This is a genomic window from Streptomyces dryopteridis, assembly GCF_049606955.1.
Lineage (GTDB): Bacteria > Actinomycetota > Actinomycetes > Streptomycetales > Streptomycetaceae > Streptomyces.
Genome location: NZ_CP187114.1, coordinates 718160 through 739081, shown reverse-complemented (window position 1 = coordinate 739081; position 20922 = coordinate 718160). Strand labels below are relative to the sequence as shown.

The following is a 20922-nucleotide window of genomic DNA, read 5'->3' as shown; positions in this document are numbered from 1 at the left end:
CGGTGACCTCGTGGGCGGGTCGGCGTACACAACGGACGGCACGTGCGGTGGTGCACCGCGCCGTGGCCCGTGCGTTCGTGTCGTTCCCTTCGCGTCCGCGTCCCGCCGCCGGGATGTTCCTGGACACATCTCGCGAAGGAGAGTTCCGTGACAGCGAAGCCCGCGAACGCGGCAGCACGAGCCACCGTGTACGGCTACCCCCGCCAGGGCGCGCACCGCGAACTGAAGAAGGCCGTCGAGGGCTACTGGAAGGGTCGCGTCACCGCCGAGGCCCTGCGCGCCACCGCCGCCGATCTGCGCCGCGCGAACTGGCGGCAGTTGGCCGACGCCGGCATCGACGAGGTGCCCACCGGGGACTTCTCGTACTACGACCACGTGCTGGACACCAGCGTGATGCTCGGCGCCGTTCCCGCCCGGCACCGTGAGGCCGTCGCCGCCGACGCCCTCGACGGGTACTTCGCGATGGCGCGCGGCACCCAGGAGGTGGCGCCGCTGGAGATGACCAAGTGGTTCGACACCAACTACCACTACCTGGTCCCCGAACTCGGCCCCGACACCGTGTTCACCGCGCACCCCGCCAAGCAGGTCGCGGAACTGGGCGAGGCCCTCGCCCTGGGGCACGCGGCCCGCCCGGTGCTGGTCGGCCCCGTCACCTACCTGCTGCTCGCCAAGCCCGCCCCCGGCGTCGACCCCGGCTTCGAACCGCTGACCCTGCTGGACCGGCTGCTGCCCGTCTACGCCGAGGTCCTCGCCGCGCTGCGGGCGGCCGGCGCCGAGTGGGTGCAGTTGGACGAGCCCGCCCTCGTGCAGGACCGGACCCCGGCCGAGCTGAACGCCGCCGCCCGCGCCCACCGCGACCTCGGCGCCCTCGAAGACCGCCCCAAGCTGCTCGTGGCCTCCTATTTCGACCGGCTCGGCGAGGCCCTCCAGGTCCTCGCCGCCGCTCCGGTGGAGGGTCTGGCCCTGGACTTCACCGGCTCCGCCGCCGCCAACCTCGCCGACCTCGCCGCCGTCGGCGGACTTCCCGGCAAGCGGCTGGTCGCGGGCGTCGTGGACGGCCGCAACGTCTGGATCAACGACCACCAGAAGTCCCTGAGCGTGCTCGGCACCCTCCTCGGCCTCGCCGACCGGGTGGACGTGTCGGCGTCCTGTTCCCTGCTGCACGTGCCGCTGGACGCCGCCGTCGAACGCGACATCGACCCGCAGGTCCGCCGCTGGCTGGCCTTCGCCCGGCAGAAGACCGCCGAGATCGCCACCCTGGCGCGCGGCCTGTCCCGGGGCACCGACGCCATCGCCCCCGAACTCGCCGCGAACCGGGCCGACCTCGCCTCCCGCGCCGGTTCCGCCCTCACCCGGGACCCGGCCGTCCGGGCCCGCGCCGGCGCCGTCACCGAGGCCGACGCCCACCGCCCGCAGGCGTACGCGGAGCGCACCGCCGCGCAGCGCGCGCACCTGCGCCTGCCGCTGCTGCCGACCACCACCATCGGCTCGTTCCCGCAGACCGACGAACTGCGCGCGGCCCGCGCCGACCTGCGCGCCGGCCGCGTGGACACGGCCGGCTACGAGGAACGGATCCGGGCCGAGATCGCCGAGGTGATCGCCCTCCAGGAGAAGCTGGGCCTGGACGTGCTCGTGCACGGCGAACCCGAACGCAACGACATGGTCCAGTACTTCGCCGAACAACTCACCGGCTACCTCGCCACCCGCCACGGCTGGGTCCAGTCCTACGGCACCCGCTACGTCCGCCCGCCCGTCCTCGCCGGCGACGTCTCCCGCCCCGACCCCATGACCGTGCGCTGGACCTCCCACGCCCGGTCCCTGACCACGCGGCCCGTCAAGGGCATGCTCACCGGCCCGGTCACGATGCTGGCCTGGTCCTTCGTCCGCGACGACCAGCCGCTCGCCGACACCGCCCGGCAGGTGGCGCTGGCCCTGCGCGACGAGGTGCTCGACCTGGAGGCGGCCGGTACCTCCGTGATCCAGGTGGACGAGCCCGCGCTGCGCGAAACCCTGCCGCTGCGGGCCGTCGACCACGCCGACTACCTGGCCTGGGCGGGGGAGTCGTTCCGGCTGACCACCGCCGGGGTGCGGCCCGAGACGCAGATCCACACCCACATGTGCTACGCCGAGTTCGGCGACATCGTGCGGGCCATCGACGACCTCGACGCCGACGTCATCAGCCTGGAGGCCGCCCGCTCCCACATGCAGGTGGCCCGTGAACTCGCCGAACACGGCTACCCCCGCGAGGCCGGCCCGGGCGTCTGGGACATCCACTCCCCGCGCGTCCCGGGCACCGGGGAGATCGCGGCGCTGCTGCGCGAGGGCCTGCGCGCCATCCCCGCCGAACGCCTGTGGGTGAACCCCGACTGCGGGCTCAAGACCCGCGGCCTGCCCGAGACCCGGGCATCCCTGGAGCACCTGGTGACGGCGGCCCGCGAGATCCGCGCCGAACTCGCGCCCGACCGGGTCTGACGGGACCGACCCGGTCGCGGGCCGGCGCCCCTCGGGGAGGCCGGCCCGCGCCCGGGCGCCCGTCCGGCCCGCCGCGTCGCCCGTGCGCCCGCCGCGTCGCCCGTCCGGGCTCAGCCGTTCGGATCCGCCCGACTGCCCGCGTCGTCTTGTTGCCATACGTTCGCAACAAGGCGACCGGCCGGGAGGCGCCGGCGCCGGACCGTCACGACGAGGAGACCGCACCCATGACCGTCACGGCGCACATCGACTCCGGCAGGCCGGTGGCCACCCTCATCAACGTGTTCACCGTCGCCCCCGAACGGCAGGCGGAGCTGGTGGCCGTGCTCGCGGAGGCCACCGAGACGACCATGAGGCACCTGCCCGGCTTCCTCTGCGCCAACTTCCACCTCAGCCGCGACGGCGAACGCGTGGTCAACTACGCGCAGTGGGAGTCGGAGGAGCACTACTGGGCCATGCGCGCGAACCCCGAGGCGCAGGTGCACATGGACCTGGCCGCCACGATCGCCACCGACGTGCAACCCCGGCTCTTCACCGTCGCCTCCCACCACCCCAAGGCGCCGTAGCCGGCCGCCGCGCCGGGTCTCACGCGGGCGTGAGGGCGGCGTGCTCCAGGGGCGCGGAGGGGTCGATGGTCACGTCGAGGGGCGCGGGCGCGGCGTCGGCGCGGACGAGGAGCTCGCCGACGGCGGCGATCATGGCCCCGTTGTCGGTGCACAGGGTCATGGGCGGCACCCGCAGCTCGACGCCGGCGGCGGCGCAGCGCGCCTCGGCGAGGGCGCGGACGCGGGAGTTGGCGGCGACCCCGCCGACCACGACGAGGGTGCGCACGTCGTACGCGGCGCACGCGGCCAGCGCCTTGCGGGTGAGGACGTCGGCGACGGCCTCCTGAAGGGCGGCGGCCCCGTCGGCCACGGGCACCTCGCGGCCCGCGAGCCGGTGCCCCTCCACCCAGCGGGCGGCGGCGGTCTTCAGGCCGGAGAAGGAGAAGGCGTACGGGTCGTCGCCGGGGCGGGTGAGGGGTCGGGGGAAGGCGACGGCGCGCGGGTCGCCGGCGCGGGCGGCGCGGTCGATGGCGGGGCCGCCGGGGTAGGGCAGGCCCAGGACGCGGGCGACCTTGTCGAAGCACTCGCCGGCCGCGTCGTCGAGGGTGTCGCCGAGGTGCAGGATCGGTTCGCGGACCAGGTCGCGGACGAGCAGCAGGGAGGTGTGGCCGCCGGAGACGATCAGCACCACGCAGGGGGAGGGCAGCGGGCCGTGTTCGAGGGTGTCGGCGGCGACGTGCCCGGCGAGGTGGTGCACCCCGTACAGCGGGACACCGGCCGCGTAGGCGAGGGTCTTCGCGCCGGCGAGCCCGACCTGGAGGGCCCCGGCCAGTCCGGGGCCGGTGGTGACGGCGACCGCGTCGATCTGCCCGAGCCGCAGCCCGGCCTCGTCGAGGGCGCGGCGGACCACGGGGTTGAACGCCTGGAGGTGGGCGCGAGAGGCGATCTCCGGCACGACCCCGCCGAAGCGGGCGTGCTCGTCCATGCTCGACGCGACCACGTGCGCCAGCAGTTTCCCGTCCCGCACGATCCCGGCCCCGGTCTCGTCACACGAGGACTCGATCCCGAGCACCACAGGGCCTGCCATCAGTCCGTCTCCTTCTGCCCCTGCCTGAGTAATTGCAATATATGCGCAACAAGGAGGTCGGTCGTAACCGGTGACGGGGCGCGCAAATTGAGGAACGTTCGTTCTTGACTGGTCGTTCCTCAATTCGCTACGGTTCTGTCCATGGGAAGACCCCGAGGATTCGACGAGGACGCCGTGGTGGACGCGGCGGTGGAACTGTTCGCCGAGCGCACCTACGAAGGCGTGTCGGTGGACGAGCTGGTGTCCCGGCTCGGCGTGCACCGCAACAGCCTGTACAAGACCTTCGGCAGCAAGCGCGGGCTCTACCTGACCGCGCTGCGCCGCGCCCTGACCCGCGACGTGGAACCCCTGACCGCCCACGTCCTCCGCCTCCGCGCGGACGGCACCCCGGACGCACTCCGGGAGGTGTTGGTGGAGGCGGTGTGCGGCACCGGCCTGGACCCGCTGCTGCTGGCCGCGATCGAACTCGCCCCCGAGGACCCCGAGGTCGCGACCCTGGTCAACGGGGCCCTGGACGAGCTGGACCGGGCGGTGGCGCTCGCCGTGGAGACGGGATCGGGGGCGGGGGAGGGGCCGGCGCACGGGTTCACCCTGAGCGCCGTCCTCCTGGGCCTGCGCGCCCGGGGCCGGGCCGGCGCGCCCCCGGAGACCCTCGCCGCCGGCCTCACCGCCGCCCTCGCCGGCACCCCCCGCTCGACCCCCTGAATGCTTACCACTGTCGAAGGAGCCGTCATGGCCAAGGTCACCGTCACCGAGAACACCCTCGTCGTCGAGATCGAGGGGCTGGACAGGGTCTGGTCGCTCAAGAGCCGCCTCGACATCCCCCTCGCCGAGGTGCGCGGCGCCACCGTCGACCCCGGCGCCGCCCGCGAACCCAAGGGCATCCGCACCGCCGGCACCCACTTCCCGGGCGTGATCACGGCGGGCGCCTTCCGCAGCCGCGGCGAGCGCGTCTTCTGGCACGTCAAGAACCCGGCGAAGGTCATCGTCGTCGAACTCACCGGCGACCCCTGGGACCGGCTCGTCATCGAGGTCGACGACCCGCGCGCCACGGTCGCCCTGATAGAACGCGCCCTCCCCACCCGCTGAGATCGGAGGTCACGGCCCCAGGGCCGCCACGAACTCGGAGAAGGTGGGCGCGACGACCCGCCACCGACACAGGTCCGGGTCGGGCCCCACACCCGCCCGACACCCCTACTCTCGCCCCATGACCGTCATCAAGCGCACCGGGCCGCTCTCCCACACCATCCGCGTCGCAGGAGCCGCCGCCGTTCTCCTGACCGCGGGCCTCCTGGCGACGCCGGCCCACGCCGACACCCCCGTCCCCGCCGGCACCCCCGGGTTCCACCTCTGCGGCGCGGTCCTCTGGAGCGCGAACGCCGGCGTGACGGCGGCGCACTGCCTGGAAGGCCGCTCCGCCCCGTGACCCGGACGCGGGGCCGCTCACGGCCCGGGCGGGCGCCGTGTACGTGATCCCTCCTGCCGTGTGGCACCGCGTCCGCGCGGCGCAGGGGTTACGGTCGATGCCATGACCACCGATTCCCTGCGCTCCGTCACCGTCGAGCGAACCGGCCCCGGCCTGTTCACCGCGACCAACTCCCGCGGTGACACGATCACCTTCGGCACCGGCTCCGCCGGCGGCTTCACCCCCGTCGAGCTCTTCCTCGCCGCGATCGGCGGCTGCTCCGCCGCCGACGTGGACGTGGCCACCACCCGGCACGCCGACCCCGTCGCGTTCTCCGTCGCCGTCCACGGGCACAAGGTCGAGGACGCCGGCGGCAACCGCATGACGGACCTCGAAGCCGCATTCGACGTGCGCTTCCCCGACGGCGAGGCCGGCGACCGGGCCCGGGCGATCCTGCCGCGTGCCGTGAAGACCTCCCACGACAAGCTCTGCACCGTCAGCCGCACGGTGGAGGCCGGAACCCCCGTCACGGTCAAGGTCGCCGACGCGGGCTGAACGCGGTCCGAACGCGGGCCGAACCGACGAGCGCCCCGGCCACAACGGCCGGGCCGCTCGCGCCGGCCCCACCGACACCCCACACCGGCGCCCCGCCACGATCCGACCCTTCCGTTGCCACCCACACCTGGCAATATCGCCATACAAGTGTTGAAACGTTTGTCGGGTGAGTCGGGAAGGTGTGCGTGGTGTCGGTGCGGAACGAGGCGTCCGAAGGGACAGGCGCGGCCGAGGACGCCGTCGTCACGGCACCGTCCGGGGCAGGGGTCGGCGCTGACGTGCTGGTGCGGCTCGTCGTCGGCCTGTTGGCGTCCGCGGCGGCGGTGGCGTTGTTCCTGCACGGGGGACACCTGAACTCACTGCGGGACGGCACCTTGGCGCCGGCGGTGATGCGGAGCGGCGGGACGTGCGTGCTGGGCCACTGCCGCGTCGCGTTCCACGACACCGACGGTCGCGAGGTGGTGGCGGACCTCGCGGCCGGGAGCGGCGGTTCCAAGCTCCGGGCAGGTGACGAGGTCAACGTCCGCTACCGGCCCGGGAATCCGCAGGAGGTCGCCCTCGCGTCCGACGCCGACTTCGGCAGCGGCATGATGACCCTCGGGGGGCTCCTCGGCGCCGCGGGAATCGCCGCCTTGGCGGCCTCGGCCGTGTCCGCGCTTCGCGGCCCGCGCACCCGCGCCCGTGCCCGCGGGGAGCGATGACCCCCTGCCGTCACCTGCGGCCGCCGATGACCGGGATGCCGGACCCGCTTCGGTTCAGTGCGGACGGCGGCCCCACACCGCGGGCGCGACACCGACGATGTCGACGTTCCCGGGCTCTCCGAACCACCGGCGGGCGGCCTCGATCTGTTCTGCGTCCAGCGCTCCGCCGGCGAGGAGCGGTCCGCTGAGCTGTTCGAGCAGTGCGAGGTAGAAGGCGGATCCGGCACCCGCGTCCCCTGCCGTCAAGGGGTGGAAGGAGGCTCCGATGTCGGTCATGCCCGCTCGGGCGAGCATCGGGGGCAGCGCACGTGTGAACGTGGCGTCGGTGCCCAACTGCGTCGCCAGGAAGTGCGCGATGGCTCTGGTGGAGGTGTGCAGCGCGTGATGAGGCGACGTGCCCGTCTGAGAGAGGTCGACCCCCACCACGACCAGTGAGCCGCCTGGTTTGAGCCACTCGATCAAGCGCCGGACGACGCGATCACGGTCCGGGAGGTGTTCCAGGACCATTCTGATGTGGATGAGGTCGAAAGGGCCTGTCGGGGGCATGTCCTGGGTCACGTCGTGCTCCAGGACACGGACGCGTGGTTCGAGGTCTCGGAGGAACCGCGTGTCGATGTCCGTGGCGGTGATCCGGGCGCGCGGCAGACGTCGGGTGAGGTGTCGGGCGATGGAGCCCGCCCCGGCCCCGACGTCCCAACAACAGGCGTCGGGCGGTGGCAGGACATGTTCGATGGCCTGCCGGGAGATGGGGTCGAACAACTCCTCCAGTCGATGCAGCCGCGCCAATTCCGTCGGGATCTCCTTGTTCAGCGCGCCGTCACCGTAGGCAATGCTCATGTATTTCCCTTCGTTCACGGGCACCGCTCCATGCGAGAGGCACCCGGGGCGGGTCGGTACGGGCGCCACGACGGTGATGTGCCATATCGGTGCCAAGGGCGGCCGCTCACCCCCTTGGCCGCGGTGATCCGTGGCGGCGGCCCCGCCTGTTCTCCCCGCCGGGACATCGGGCCGGGCACACCGGAAAACGGCTGCCGAAAACGAGTGCCCCGCATCTCACTGTCGTGGGCTGCTCCTCCGTCGCACAAGCCCTGAACAGGGGGTTCGGGTGCACTGGCGGGCGCGGAGAAAAAGGGGGTGTGCGCTCGTCGGGACCGTTGCGCCACCGCGCGCGCCGATCGCTCCCGGCACGGGTCGTACGGGCGGGCGTGAGGGCGCGCGCGATTCGATCGATACGCTCCCGTAGGTCACTTCGCTCTCCGCCGGCGCGTCTTGCGGGGATTCTCCGAACGATGCGAAGCTTGAAAGCGGCTCGCGAAATCGACGTGATGTCATTTCGCCGCTCTCGACTTCGGCCACGCGCCGCGAGGGTCACGCCACACGGCTGTGATCGCCTCCATCGCCTGCTCCGCGGGCTCAGGTCACACTTTCCGGTTCGCACACGACCCCGGGCGTGGATTTTCTCGCGCCGGGCTGTTCTCGGGCCGCCACATTCAATTCACGGCATCGGCAGGAGTGCATCAGTGACTTCGTCCACGGAACCTCTCGACACGCCGGACCGGCGCGACGACCACGTCGCGATCGTCGGTGTGGGGCTGCGCCTGCCCGGTGGCGTGAACTCCCTCTCCGGGCTCGCGAAGGCACTCGCCGAGGAAGTCGACCTGGTGGGGGAGATTCCCGCCGACCGGTTCGACAAGAATCGTTTCGTCAGTGCCAGTGGGTCGAGTCCCGGAAAGTCGTACACGGCGGCCGGTGGGTTCGTCGACGACATCGCCGGGTTCGACGCCGAGCACTTCGGGATCTCCCCCAAGGAAGCGTCCCGCATGGACCCGCAGCACCGGCTCCTCTTGGAGTGCGCGGCGGAGGGCCTGGACGACGCTGGATTGGACCCCGCGCGCTTGGCCGGCACCGACACGGCCGTGTTCATCGGGATCTCCACGCGGGACTACGGCGATCTGCAGATGAAGCGGCCGCGAGCGGTGAACGCCTACAGCATGGCCGGAGCCGCGGCGTCGAACGCGGCGAACCGGCTCTCGCACTCCTTCGACCTGCGCGGCCAGTCCGTCGCCCTGGACACCGCCTGTTCGTCCTCGCTGACGGCGGTCCACAACGCGTGCGAGACCCTGCGCAGCGGCCGCAGCGCCCTGGCCCTGGCGGGGGGCGTCACCGTCCTGCTGAACCCGATGGGCTTCATCGGCGGGTCGCAGGCATCCATGCTGTCCCCGACCGGCCGGTGCCATCCGTTCTCGGCCCTGGCCGACGGATTCGTGCGCTCCGAGGGGGCGGGCGTCTTCGTGCTCAAGCCGCTGCGGGCCGCCGTGGCCGACGGGGACCGGATCCACGCGGTGATCATGGGCACCGCCGCGAACTGCGACGGACACACGCCCGGTCTCGCCCTGCCCAGCGCCACGGCCCAGGAGGCACTGCTGCGCGAGGTGTACGAGGCGGCCGGCGTCGAGCCGGCGGAGCTGGCCTACCTGGAGGCGCACGGGACGGGCACGCAGGCCGGGGACCCGGTCGAGTGCGCGGCGTTGGGCGCCGCACTGGGCCGTCACCGTGTCTCGGACCCGATTCCGGTGGGGTCGGTCAAGTCCAACCTCGGGCATCTGGAGGCCGCGGCCGGAGTCGCGGGCCTGTGCAAGGCGATCGTCGTGATGCGAGAGCGGCGCATTCCCCGCACCCTGCATTCCGAGCCCGTCAACCCGACGATCGACTTCGCCGGCCTGGGCCTGGAGCCGGTACTGCGCGCCCGCCCGCTGACCGTGTCCGGCCGCCGGTGCGTCGTCGGGGTCAACTCCTTCGGCTTCGGCGGCGCCAACGCGCACGTGATCCTCGGAGCCCCCGCCCCCGCCCCCGTACCCCAGCCCGCGCCCGCGCCCCCGTCGGGGAGCGAACGGTTGCGCCCGCTCGTGCTGTCGGCACGCACCGAGCGCGCCGTCGCCCAGGCCGCGCAAGAGCTGGCCGACCACCTGTCACGCTCCGGGGACGCGTTCGTCGACGTCGCCTTCTCCACCTGCCGGCTCCGCGCGCGCCATCATCACGGGCTCGCCGTCCTGGCGACCGGTGCGGACGAGGCCGCGGCCCGTCTGCGTTCCCTGGCCGGAGGGGAATCCGTGGACCACGGCTCCACGGGCACGCGGGCGGCCACGGGGACCGTGGGCTTCGTCTTCTCCGGGAACGGGGCGCCCTGGCCCGGAATGGCCGCCGAGCTGCTGGGCGCGAACGAGGCGTTCACGGCCGAGGTCGACGCGCTCGACGCCGTGTTGCGGCCCCGGCTGGGGTGGTCCGTCCGCGCGGAGTTGACCGCGCCGAAGGACGCCGCGAGGTGGGAACGCGCCGACGTGGTGCAGCCCTTGCTGTTCACCGTGCAGGTGGGTCTGGTCGCGGCGCTGAAGGCCGCCGGGATCAGCCCGGCGGCCGTGAGCGGGCACAGCGTCGGCGAGGTCGCCGCCGCCTACTGCGCCGGGGTCCTCGACCGGGACGAGGCATGCCGGGTGATCGTCGAACGCAGCCACGCCCAGGCCCTGACCCATGGGCAGGGCGGCATGGCCGCGGTGGGCCTGGGCGAGGAGGAGGCCCTGCGCCGACTGCGGGAGGCCGGTCTCGCCGATCGGATCGTCGTGGCGGGCGTCAACAGCGACCGGGACGTGACGGTGTCCGGCGACGGCGAAGCCCTGGCGGCGTGGGGGACGGAACTGCGGCAGGCCGGCGTCTTCCACCGGCCGCTGTCGATGCCGTACGCGTTCCACAGTCCGGCGATGGACGGGACGCGGTCCTTCCTGGCCGACCGCCTCCGCGGTCTCGCGCCCGGCAAGCCGAGGATCCCGGTGTTCTCCACCGTCACCGGCGGCGCCCTGCCCTCGGCGTCGGCCATGAACGATCAGTACTGGTGGCGCAACATCCGCGAACCCGTCCGCTTCCGGGACGCCATCACCGACATGATCGACACGCACGAGGTCGACATCCTGCTGGAGATCGGCCCCCACCCGATCCTGGGCGGATACCTGCGCCGGATCACCGCCGGCCGCCACGGCGTGGAAGTACTGGCCACCTTGTCGCGGACGGCGAGCGGGCCGACGGCCGTCGAGGACACCGCGGCCCGGCTGCTGGCAGCCGGCGCCGTCTTCGACCACGAGACGTACTTCCCCGACGGCGCCCGCGTCGTCGACCTGCCCGCCTATCCGTGGCAGCGCGAGATCCACTGGAACGGGGACGCCGACTGGTGGCTGGAGTCCGGTGGCGAGGACCTGCCCACCGAAGCCCCCCACGCCCTGCTGGGACGGCGCGAGCAGTCCTCCGATCCGCAGTGGCAGGCCGATCTGGAGCCGGGAACCCATCCGTGGCTGGCCGACCACAAGGTCGACGCCGCGGTCGTGATGCCCGTCGCCGGATTCCTCGACATGGTGCTGTCCGCGGCCGGCCGCGTGTGGGACGGTCCCGTCGAGGCACTCAACGTCGTCGTCCAGGCGCCGCTCGCGCTGCCGTTCGCCGACCCGTCGGCCCGGACCTCCGTGCAGACCCGGATCCGGCCGGACGACGGCCGGGTGACGATCGCCGCCCGGTCCGCCCGACAGGAAGGCTGGACCGAACACGTGCGCGGCAGGGTCCGCCGGCTCACCCGCCCACAACCCACCGCACCCGTCACCGAGGAGATGCGGACCCGGCTGCCGCTGCGGGCCGGGGCCGAGGAGCACTACGCCCTGTGCACCAAGCTCGGCCTGAACTACGGCCCGGTATTCCGCAGCGTGCGCCGGGTGCACGCCGGCGGGGACGAGGTCCTCGCCGACCACCGCCTCGGCGAGGACCTCTCCGTGGGCGAGCACCTCGCCCACCCCGCCGTCCTCGACGGCGCGTTGCAAAGCGCCGTGCACCTGCTGGGCGAGGAAGCCGCGCCCTACCTGCCGGTGAGCGTGGAGTCCGTGCGCTCGTGGCAACCCCTGCCCGCCGACGGAACCATCCGACTCCTCTCCCGCACCCAGCCCGCCATGATCGGCACCGAACTCCTCCTCGACGTCACCCTCACCACGCCCCAGGGCGCCGTGGCACTCGAACTGCGTGGCGTGCGCATGCGCCGCTTCGTCGGCGGTCCCGGCACCGCCGTCCCCCGGATGCGCGAGGAGCTCCGGTCGGCCACCCTGCCCGGCCGGGCGCTTCCCCCCGCACCCCCGCTCGACCCGCGCGCGGTGGCGACCCGCGCGAGCGAGGCGCTCGCCGTCCTGGGCAGCCGCCGGCGCAGCCGACGCCACGACCGGTTCCGGCCCCGTTCCCTGGAGATGATCGCGCACTTCACCGCCTCCGCGATCCGCTCCCTGGCCCCCACCGACACCCCCTTCACCCTCGACGACCTCGAAGCCGCCGGCGCCCACCCCAAACACCGCCGGCTGCTGACCGCCCTCCTCGAACAGGCCGCCGGGCACGGGGTCATCGCCCGCCGGGACGAGAACACCTGGACCCACGCCCGCCACCCTCGACCCGAGGAGCTCTTCACCACCGCCGTCCTGGACTTCCCCGGTGACACCATGCAACTCCAGACCTACGCGGTCTGCGGCCGCCACCTCGCCGACGTCCTCACCGGCCGCCGGGACCCCATGGACCTGCTGTTCTCGGAAGCCGACACCCTCGCCGCCCGGCTGTACGACACCGCCGGTGTCCTGCGCCACCACAACCAGGTGGCCGCGGTCGTCCTCGAAGCCGTGCTCGCCGACCGACCCCGGGACCGGCCGCTGCGCATCCTCGAAGTCGGAGCCGGCACCGGCGCCACCACCCGGTGCCTCCTCCCGGTCCTGCCGGCCGACCGCACCGAGTACACCTACACCGACATCTCCCCGGCGTTCCTCACCACGGCCCAACGCCGCTTCCCCGAGAACTTCCTCACCTTCCGGACTCTCGACCTGGACGCCGACCCCGTCGACCAGGGCTTCACACCCGCCTCCTACGACCTCGTGATCGCCGGACACGCCCTGCACACCGCCAAGGACCTCTCCACGACCCTGGCCCGCGTATCCACCCTGCTGGTCCCCGGCGGACACCTCCTGGCCATGGAGAGCACCGACGCGGACCACTTCGTCTCCGTGTTCGGCCTCCTCGACTCCTTCTGGAGCGCCACCGACACCGAACTCCGCCCCCGAGGCCCGATCCCCTCCCGCGAGCAGTGGACCACCCTCCTCGCCGACAACGGATTCGCCGACATCACCCACCACGGCGACGGCGAAGGACCCGACCGCCACGACACCACCGTGATCCTCGCCACCCGCGCCCGCGTCCACCCCGCCACCGGCCCCCAGCCGGTACCCGCACCCGAATCGATCCGCCCCCAGCTGATCGTGACCCTCGACGACCACGGCGACCACACGCGCCGCCTGGCCCACGAGCTGATCGGCCAGGCCGCCGGCGCGGCCCGCCACGTCGACGCCGAACAGGCCGCCCGGGTGTGGGAGGACACCGCACGCGAGCAGGACTCGCCCGTGGACATCGTCGTACTGATCGACGCCGACCGATCCGAGGACGCTCCGCCGGACCTGGTGACCGACCAGGCCGTGCGCCACTGCGCCCTGCTGCGGGACATCGCCCGCGTCACCGCACGGCACGCCCGCGCCCTTCCGCACCGCCTCTGGCTCGTCGTGCACACCGCCCGCGCCCTGCCGGGAGCCCTTCCTCCCGCCCCGGGAGCCGGGGCCGTGGCCTGGGGCGCCGCCCGCAGCCTCGCCAACGAGGCACCCGAACTCGACATCCGACGCGTCGCCCTGGACTGGCCCGACCCGAACGAACCCGACAGCGCCACCGCGCTCGCCCGGGTGCTGCGGGCCGAGTTCACGACCCCCACCGCCGAGGACGAGGTCCTCCTCGCACGCCACACCCGCGCCGTCCCCCGCCTGCGGCCCGCCCGACCCGCCGTCGAGCACACCACCGGCCCGGCGGTCCTCAACTGCACCCACCGCGGACACCGCTACCGGCTGCACTGGCAACAACAGGTCATCCCCGACCCGGGGCCCGACGAGATCACGATCGAAGTGCGGGCCTCGGCTCTCAACTACCGCGACATCATGGTGGCGACCGCCCAAGTACCGCCCTGGCACCACGTCCCCGACCAGAGGCCCGGCCTCATCCCGCTCGGGTTCGAGTCCGCGGGAACCGTCGTCGCCATCGGCGGCCGCGTACACGACCTCGCCATCGGCGACCGCGTCTGCGCCCCCGGCCACTACGCGCTGGCCACGCACGCCGTGGCCCGGGCCGACCGCGCCATCCGCCTGCCCGACGACATGACCTTCGCCGAGGCCGCCACCCTCCCGGTCGCCTTCATCACCGTCCAACACTGCCTGCAACGGCTCGCCAAGCCCCAACCCGGCGAGACCATGCTCGTCCACGGCGCGGCCGGCGGCGTCGGCCTCGCGGCCTGGCAGTACGCGCGAGCCCACGGCATCAAGGTCATCGCGACGGCCGGCACCCCGGCCAAGCGCGACCTGCTGCGCACCCTCGGCATCGAACACGTCCTGAACTCACGCGGCCTCGACTTCGCCGAGGAGATCACCGACATCACCGGCGGACGCGGAGTCGACGTGGTCCTGAACTGCCTGGCGGGCGAGGCCGCGACCCGCAGCCTGGGCCTGCTGGCGCAGCACGGCCGATTCGTCGAACTCGGCAAACGCGACATCATCGCCGACCAGTCCCTGCCCCTGGGCGCCTTCTCCGCCGATCTCGCGTACTTCGGCGCGGACATCTCCGCCATGGTGGGAACACCGTCCCCCGTCATGGACCGGCACCGCGACACCATCTCGCGGCTCGTCCACGAGGGCACCTACCGACCGCTGCCACACCGCGTGTACCCGGCCGCCGAGATCGCCGACGCCTTCGCCTGCCTCCAACACTCCCGGCACATCGGCAAAGTCGTCGTCACGTTCGACGACCCCGTGCCCGCCCGCCCCGCACCCCCCTCGATCGGCCTGCGCCCCGAAGCGACCTACCTCATCACCGGGGGCCTCAACGGATTCGGCGCGGCCACCGCCCGCCACCTCGCGCGGCGCGGTGCCCGCCGGCTGGAACTGGTCAGCCGGCGCGGCGCCCAAGCACCCGAGGCCCCAGGACTCCTCGCCGACCTCCGAGCCCAGGGAGTCCACGTCACGGCACACGCCGCCGACGTCACCGACACCGCGGCGATGACGGAGCTGTTCAAGACCATCGACGCCGGCGGACACCCCCTGGCGGGCGTGATCCACGCCGCGATGGTCCTGGACGACGACGACCTGGTCAACCTGTCCACCGACCGGCTGCGCCGTGTCCTGGCCCCCAAGCTCACCGGCGTCCACAACCTCGACCGGCTCACGCGCTCCCTGCCGCTGGACTTCTTCATCGCCTACAGCTCCGGGGCCGCGACCGTCGGCAACTTCAAGCAGGCGCCCTACATCGGCGGCAACCTCGCACTGGACACGCTGATCCGCGACCGCCGCCGCGACGGCCTGCCCGGTCTGTCGATCCAGTGGGGCGTCATCAACGACAGCGGATACGCGCTGCGCACCGAGATCACCGACCAGCTCCTCGGCCTCGGCCTCGGCGGCCTCGGCACCCAAAGCGCCCTGACGACCCTCGACACGGTCATGTTCGACCCCGACGCCGACGTGGTCGCCGTCGTGAACTTCGACTGGAGCCGACTCGCCCACAGCATCCCCCGCCTCACCGCCCCCCGCACCGCCCACCTCCTCGACACCACCCCAGGAACCCCCGGCGGCACGGAACACCACACCGACCTCGCCCACCTCCCGGAGGACGAAGCCCGCGAGATCATCGTGCGGCGCCTCGCCCACCTGCTGGCCCGGATCATGCAGACCACCCCGGACAAAGTCGACCGCACCCGCCGCCTCGACCTGGTCGGCGTCGACTCCCTCATGGCCGCCGAACTGGGCACCAACATCCTCAACGACTTCGGCTGCCGCCTCGCCTCCATGGACATCTCCGGCGCCGCCCACCTCGACGCCCTGGCCCGACTCGTCCACGACAGGATCCCGGCCACCCGCCCCACCACGGGCCCCGATGCCACCACCGGCTGACCCCGCCACCACCCACCGAGGAATCCGCACCCATGGCCGAACCACACGAGGACGAGACCACCGCGCCCACGACGGCCCCCGCACTGCCCTGGCACCAGCGGGGAAGCATGCAGCTCGGACTGTTCCGCACCAAACACCCGGTCGACGTGCCGGCCGACGTGCCCGTCATCAGCCGACGGCTCCTGGTCGTCTTCACCATCCGCTACCGCGGCGGGGACACCACCCACAACGCCATGGGAGTGGCCCTCCCCGCCCGTCACCGCCTCCGATTCGGCTACTACGCGCCACGCTTCCTCATCGACGACCCCGTCATCCGGCAGGCATGCAACGACCACCTGCACCTGCGGGCCACCCCCGCGTCACTCACCTGGGACGACACCCGCCTCCGAGCGGCCCCCCACGGCACCCCCACCCTCGACATGGACTGCCGGCCCACGACCGACGCCACACTGCCCCTCCACGTCCCCCTCTCCACCTTCGTCAGGGACCACCACGACGCCCTCGGCTACTTCGCGGTCCCCGGCACCGCCCGATGCAGCCCGGCCACCATGACCATCCACACCTGGCCCGAGGACCTCCCCGAACTCACGAGCCACTCCACCCGCATGGCCCTCTACCTGCGCTCCTTCTCCATCACCGTCCCCCCGCCCCGTCCCCTGCCGTAGCCGCCGCCGGCACCACGAGGAGAACCCCATGACGCCGCACGAACCCCGGCTGCATCGCATCGCGCAGGACACCTACGGCTACCTCGCCCACGACGGCACGTGGGGCCGGAGCAACGCCGGACTCGTCGTCTCCGGGCAGGACGCCCTGCTGATCGACACCCTGTTCACGGTGCACCAGGCCCACGAGATGCTGAGCGAGATCGGCCGGCGGGTACCGACCGCTCGGATCCACACGGTGATCAACACCCACGGCGACAGCGATCACTGGTGGGGCAACCAACTGCTGCCCCACGCGGAGATCATCGCGTCCGAGGCGACCCGACGACACATGCTCGACGACAACAGCCTCGCCCTTCTCGACGTGGTGGCGGCCAAAGCGGCACCACCGGCACTGCAAGCGTGGGCGGAGCGGACGTTCGCACCCTTCGACTTCTCCGGCATCACCCCCACCCCGGCCACCCGAACGTTCCGCGGAGAACTCACCCTCGACGTCGGCACCCGCACCGTGCACCTGCTGGAAGTGGGCCCCGCACACACCGCCGGGGACGTCCTCGTCCACGTGCCCGACACGAACACCCTCTACGCCGGCGACATCCTCTTCGTCGGCTGCCACCCCGTCATCCACTCCGGACCGATCGACAACTGGATCACCGCCTGCCGACGCGTCATCGACCTCGATCCGACCACGATCGTTCCCGGACACGGCCCGATCGTCGGAACCGCGGAAGTCCACCACTTCCGCGACTACCTCGAACGCCTCCGGGACCACGCCCACCACAGCCATCAGGCGGGCAGGTCCGTGCAGGAAGCGGCCTCGACCCTCGACCTCGGCCCCCACGCCCACCTGCACGACCGCGAGCGCCTCGTCATCAACCTCGGCGTCGTGTACCACCAGCTCGACGGCGGTGACCGACCCGACGAGATCGCACTGCTGCAACAGATGGCCGAGTGGAAGGGCTGACCCCCCCCACGCGTCGGCGAGTCCAACGCCCGACACGACAGACGAGAGGAGATTCCCGTGCGGTTCGTGACGTACTCCGGTGAGGGCGAAGATCGCGTGGGTGTCCTGGACGGCGACCAGGTCCACGCACTGCCCCGAGGGGTCCGGCTCCTCGACCTCCTGGACCATCCGGCGAAACTCCGGGAGGCGGGCGAGCAGGCACTGCGGCGACCACACGACGTGCGCGAACTGTCCGACCTGCGGCTGCGCGCGCCCATCCCCGCACCGCCGACGGTCCGCGATTTCATGACGTTCGAGCGACACATCGAAGGGATGGTGAAACTCGCGGGCCCCGACGCGGTGGTGCCCGACCGGTGGTACCAGGCGCCGGCCTTCTACTTCACCAACCCGTACGCGATTCAGGGACCACACGACGAGGTGCGCATGCCACCGGGCAGCCGGCTCTTCGACTTCGAGCTGGAGGTGGCCGCCGTGATCGGCCGCAGCGGCCGGAACATTCCCCTCGACCGGGCAGAGGAGCACATCGCCGGCTACACCCTCATGAACGACTGGTCGGCACGCGACCTTCAGTTCGCCGAGCTCGGCGTCATGCTCGGGCCGGTCAAGGCCAAGGACACCGTCACCACCCTCGGGCCGGTCCTCGTCACACCCGACGAACTCGCCCCCTACCGCAAGGACCGCTCCTTCGCCCTGCGGATGACCGCCATGGTGAACGGAGAGCTCATCGGCGAGGACCTCTTGAGCAACATGAGCTTCGGCTACCCCCAGATGATCGCCTACGCCTCCCGCGGGACCGACGTGCGCACCGGAGACGTTCTCGGATCCGGTACGAGCGGCGGCGGCTGCCTGGCGGAACTCTGGGGCCGGCAGGGCTTCCGAGCACGCCCTCCGCTCCGCCCCGGCGACGTGGTCACCATCGGCGTGGAACAACTCGGCACCCAGACCTGCCGAGTGGCCCCGGCCGAAGAGGCCCCCACCGACGATCTCACCGCCGGGAGCCGGCGGGCGCGCAGCGGGACCGGGGCACGGCCGATCCGCCCGGACGGTGCCGGCCCGGAACCGGGCCCCGCGTGATCCGACACGAGACCCGGGAGCGACGACCCGCTCCGCGAAAGCCTCCGCACCCGCCGTCGCGCCCGCCCGAGAGCACTCGTCCTCCGTGACCTCCCAAGGTGCCGGGGGCGGTGGCCGCCGGATCACCTTGAACGGAGCACGGCCCGCACCCCGCACGCCCGCCTCTGTCCCGGTCGGCACTCGGCCGGCGGACCGACCGAGAAATCCGACGCGGTGCGGGCGAGGACGGCCGCGAGGTGTGGTTCGCGCCGAGGTCGAGGCGACGAGGAGTCGGGACCGATGGGGGAGACGGCCCTGCGCTCGCTGGGGGCCGCGCTCGCGGAGGCCCTCCAGGCCGTGCACGCCTGCGGCCTGGTCCACCGGGACCTCGAGCCGGGCAACATCATCATGGCCGACGACGGGCCCCGGGTCCTGGACTTCGGGATCTCCCGGGCCCTGGAGACGACCCGGATGACCCACACCGGGACCGCGTTCGGCACCCCCGGGTTCCTCGCCCCCGAACAGGCCCAGGGGCACGAGGTCGGCCCCGCCGCCGACGTCTTCGCGCTCGGCGCGGTCCTCGTGGCGGCGGCCGGCGGCGCCGCGTTCGGCGAGGGCACCTCGATGGGGCTCGTGTAGCGGGCCGTCCACGAGCCCGCCGACGGACGCTCGCCCACGACCGCGCCCGGCGAGGTCCGGGCCGGCCGCGGGCCCCGTGGTCACCGGGGAGGGGTCCGCCGGTCGGGCGAGGTCGGCCGGTGTGCGGTGAGGCGTTGGACGGCGTCGTGGGCGGCTGCGCACGCCCGGCAGGGCGGTTCGGCCCGACGCAGGTGGCGCTGGTGGGCCGCGTCGGTGCCGCAGGGCGGCCTGGTGCGCCGGGCGGCGGGCCTGGGCGCGGGGGCGGTCCCGACCAGGCCGATCGGGGGCCGGCCGGCCCGGGCGCGGTCGGCGTCGCCCTCCCCGCCCCACACGCCCCAGGCCCGGTGCTCACGGGCCCAGTCCGCGCAGGCGGCGCGGCGCGACGGGGGGCAGCCGGCGCACACGGCGACGGCGCGCGCGATGGTGTCGGCGTCCTCGGCGAAGAACGTCTCGGGGTCGAGGTCGCCGGCGGCGCACGGGAGCGGGGACCGGTCGCGGGTGCGCAGGAACGCGGGGAGGAGGTCGGTCACGTACACGGGGACTCCTTGGGCGGGCGGCGGACGGGCCCGGGAGGGTCAGTGGAGGGTCAGTGGAGAACCTTCAGGCCGATCACGCAGCCGACGATGCCCGCGAGCATGAGCAGCTTGAGGGCGGAGACGGCCTCCCCGTCGAAGACCATGGCGTAGGTGACGGTCAGGACGGCGCCGATGCCGACCCAGACGGCGTAGCCGGTGCCGACGGGGAGGGTGCGCAGGGCGTAGGCGAGGCCGGCCATGCTGGCGATGAGACCGAGGGCGAAGACGACGGTGGGCGTCGGACGGCTGAACCCGTCGGACTTGCCGAGGGCGGTGGCCCATACGGCTTCGAGGACTCCGGAGACGATCAGGACGATCCAGGCCATGGTGGTGTTCTCCTTCGACGCCGTGCGGCGGTCTCGGGTGCGCGGGTGTGCGGGTGGGGGCGTCCAGGGGATCGTTTCGCCCGTGGACGGGCCCGGGGCGGGGCCCCGGCCGGCGCGGGCGGATTTTCACCCGTGCGGTCGGGTTCGCTCGGCCCGGCGTCGCCCACCCGTTCTCGTACGACTGTGCCGAAACAAGTTCTAGCACGTTTTCGCACGATCGTGCGACCATGGGGTCATGCCCCGAGCACTCGACGCCGAAGAACGCAACCGCCTGGTCTCCGAGGCGGCCTGGCGGGTCTTGGCCCGCGAGGGCATCGGCGCCCTCACGGTGCGCAAGGTCGCCGCCGAGGCCGGTCTGGCGCCCAGCTCCCTGCGCTACACCCTGCCCACCCAGGCGGGCGTCCGGATCCGGGCGTACGAGATGGTCGCCGAGCACATCACGGCCCGGACCGCCCGCATCCCGCGGGACGCCCCGGACTGGCCCGCGCGGGTCCTGCTGGAACTGCTGCCCTTGGACGAACAGCGCACCCTGGAGATGGAGGCCAACGTCACCCTCGGCACCGCCGCGATGACCGACCAGGCCCTGCACCAGACCCACCGAGCCGTCCACGGGGTCCTGCTGGCCCTGTGCGAAGGAGTGGCCCGGAGGCTGGGCGTGCCCGCCGAGGAGGTCCCGACCGAGGCCCGACGGCTCCACGCCCTGATCGACGGCCTCGCCCTGCACCTCATCCGCCAGGAGGCCGACGAGGACACCACCTGGGCGATCCGGGTCCTCGACACCCACCTCGCCCGCCTGGGCACGGAACACGCGGACCACGCCGCCGACCACGTGGAACACGCCGACCGGCCCGCCACCGGGGAGAACGCTCCCGCCCGCGACTGACCGTCCGCGACCGGCGCCCG

The 20922-nt window shown here is 73.0% G+C and carries 16 protein-coding genes and 1 pseudogene; 13 read left to right on the top strand and 4 right to left on the bottom strand.

All coding sequences use genetic code 11. The features are described from left to right. Nucleotides 1–147 precede the first annotated feature (147 nt). A complete protein-coding gene (metE, locus tag ACN20G_RS29735; RefSeq protein ID WP_424216322.1) occupies nucleotides 148–2472 on the top strand; it encodes a 5-methyltetrahydropteroyltriglutamate--homocysteine S-methyltransferase in 2325 nt (774 codons plus the stop codon). 224 nt (nucleotides 2473–2696) lie between these two features. Further along, nucleotides 2697–3035 carry an antibiotic biosynthesis monooxygenase family protein gene (locus ACN20G_RS29730; protein ID WP_424216321.1) on the top strand — a complete coding sequence of 113 codons (339 nt, stop codon included), beginning with the start codon at nucleotides 2697–2699 and terminating at the stop codon, nucleotides 3033–3035. 19 nt (nucleotides 3036–3054) lie between these two features. Here the strand turns inward: ACN20G_RS29730 and tsaD are convergent, their stop codons facing one another. Continuing rightward, nucleotides 3055–4101 carry a tRNA (adenosine(37)-N6)-threonylcarbamoyltransferase complex transferase subunit TsaD gene (gene tsaD / locus ACN20G_RS29725; RefSeq protein WP_424216320.1) on the bottom strand — a complete coding sequence of 349 codons (1047 nt, stop codon included), beginning with the start codon at nucleotides 4099–4101 and terminating at the stop codon, nucleotides 3055–3057. Between the two features lie 141 nt (nucleotides 4102–4242). Here tsaD and ACN20G_RS29720 point away from each other — a divergent pair, with 141 nt between their 5' ends. The 5 genes from ACN20G_RS29720 to ACN20G_RS29700 all read left to right on the top strand — a co-directional run bounded on the left by ACN20G_RS29720 (nucleotide 4243) and on the right by ACN20G_RS29700 (nucleotide 6762). Continuing rightward, entirely contained in the window at nucleotides 4243–4806 is a 564-nt protein-coding gene (locus ACN20G_RS29720; RefSeq protein ID WP_424216319.1) for a TetR/AcrR family transcriptional regulator, read from the top strand. 27 nt (nucleotides 4807–4833) lie between these two features. Continuing rightward, nucleotides 4834–5190, top strand: coding sequence for a hypothetical protein (locus tag ACN20G_RS29715; protein WP_424216318.1), 357 nt, complete (start codon nucleotides 4834–4836; stop codon nucleotides 5188–5190). A 118-nt stretch (nucleotides 5191–5308) separates the two neighbouring features. Further along, nucleotides 5309–5527: a hypothetical protein gene (locus tag ACN20G_RS29710; protein ID WP_424216317.1), complete on the top strand. Its 219-nt coding sequence runs from the start codon at nucleotides 5309–5311 to the stop codon at nucleotides 5525–5527. Between the two features lie 102 nt (nucleotides 5528–5629). Continuing rightward, entirely contained in the window at nucleotides 5630–6061 is a 432-nt protein-coding gene (locus tag ACN20G_RS29705; RefSeq protein ID WP_424216316.1) for an OsmC family protein, read from the top strand. Nucleotides 6062–6249: 188 nt separating this feature from the next. Further along, nucleotides 6250–6762, top strand: coding sequence for a DUF3592 domain-containing protein (locus tag ACN20G_RS29700; RefSeq protein ID WP_424216315.1), 513 nt, complete (start codon nucleotides 6250–6252; stop codon nucleotides 6760–6762). 54 nt (nucleotides 6763–6816) lie between these two features. Here the strand turns inward: ACN20G_RS29700 and ACN20G_RS29695 are convergent, their stop codons facing one another. Further along, nucleotides 6817–7623: a class I SAM-dependent methyltransferase gene (locus tag ACN20G_RS29695; protein WP_424216314.1), complete on the bottom strand. Its 807-nt coding sequence runs from the start codon at nucleotides 7621–7623 to the stop codon at nucleotides 6817–6819. A 659-nt stretch (nucleotides 7624–8282) separates the two neighbouring features. Between ACN20G_RS29695 and ACN20G_RS29690 the strand changes: the two genes are divergently transcribed. The 5 genes and pseudogenes from ACN20G_RS29690 to ACN20G_RS29670 all read left to right on the top strand — a co-directional run. Continuing rightward, entirely contained in the window at nucleotides 8283–15800 is a 7518-nt protein-coding gene (locus tag ACN20G_RS29690) for an SDR family NAD(P)-dependent oxidoreductase (RefSeq protein ID WP_424216313.1), read from the top strand. Nucleotides 15801–15832: 32 nt separating this feature from the next. Continuing rightward, on the top strand, nucleotides 15833–16465 hold the full coding sequence (locus ACN20G_RS29685; protein ID WP_424216312.1) for a hypothetical protein: 633 nt from the start codon (nucleotides 15833–15835) through the stop codon (nucleotides 16463–16465). Nucleotides 16466–16493: 28 nt separating this feature from the next. Beyond that, on the top strand, nucleotides 16494–17426 hold the full coding sequence (locus ACN20G_RS29680; RefSeq protein WP_424216311.1) for an MBL fold metallo-hydrolase: 933 nt from the start codon (nucleotides 16494–16496) through the stop codon (nucleotides 17424–17426). A 57-nt stretch (nucleotides 17427–17483) separates the two neighbouring features. Beyond that, entirely contained in the window at nucleotides 17484–18500 is a 1017-nt protein-coding gene (locus tag ACN20G_RS29675) for a fumarylacetoacetate hydrolase family protein (RefSeq protein WP_424216310.1), read from the top strand. A 270-nt stretch (nucleotides 18501–18770) separates the two neighbouring features. Continuing rightward, nucleotides 18771–19115, top strand: a pseudogene (locus ACN20G_RS29670) (protein kinase domain-containing protein); the annotation flags it as partial. Between the two features lie 83 nt (nucleotides 19116–19198). Here the strand turns inward: ACN20G_RS29670 and ACN20G_RS29665 are convergent. Both ACN20G_RS29665 and ACN20G_RS29660 read right to left on the bottom strand, forming a co-directional pair. Further along, nucleotides 19199–19654, bottom strand: coding sequence for a WhiB family transcriptional regulator (locus tag ACN20G_RS29665; RefSeq protein ID WP_424216309.1), 456 nt, complete (start codon nucleotides 19652–19654; stop codon nucleotides 19199–19201). 50 nt (nucleotides 19655–19704) lie between these two features. Then, nucleotides 19705–20019 carry a DMT family transporter gene (locus ACN20G_RS29660; RefSeq protein WP_424216308.1) on the bottom strand — a complete coding sequence of 105 codons (315 nt, stop codon included), beginning with the start codon at nucleotides 20017–20019 and terminating at the stop codon, nucleotides 19705–19707. 235 nt (nucleotides 20020–20254) lie between these two features. Here ACN20G_RS29660 and ACN20G_RS29655 point away from each other — a divergent pair, with 235 nt between their 5' ends. Beyond that, the gene (locus ACN20G_RS29655) at nucleotides 20255–20902 is read left to right on the top strand and encodes a TetR/AcrR family transcriptional regulator (protein WP_424216307.1); all 648 of its coding nucleotides are present in this window, start codon (nucleotides 20255–20257) and stop codon (nucleotides 20900–20902) included. The last annotated feature ends 20 nt before the right edge of the window (nucleotides 20903–20922 follow it).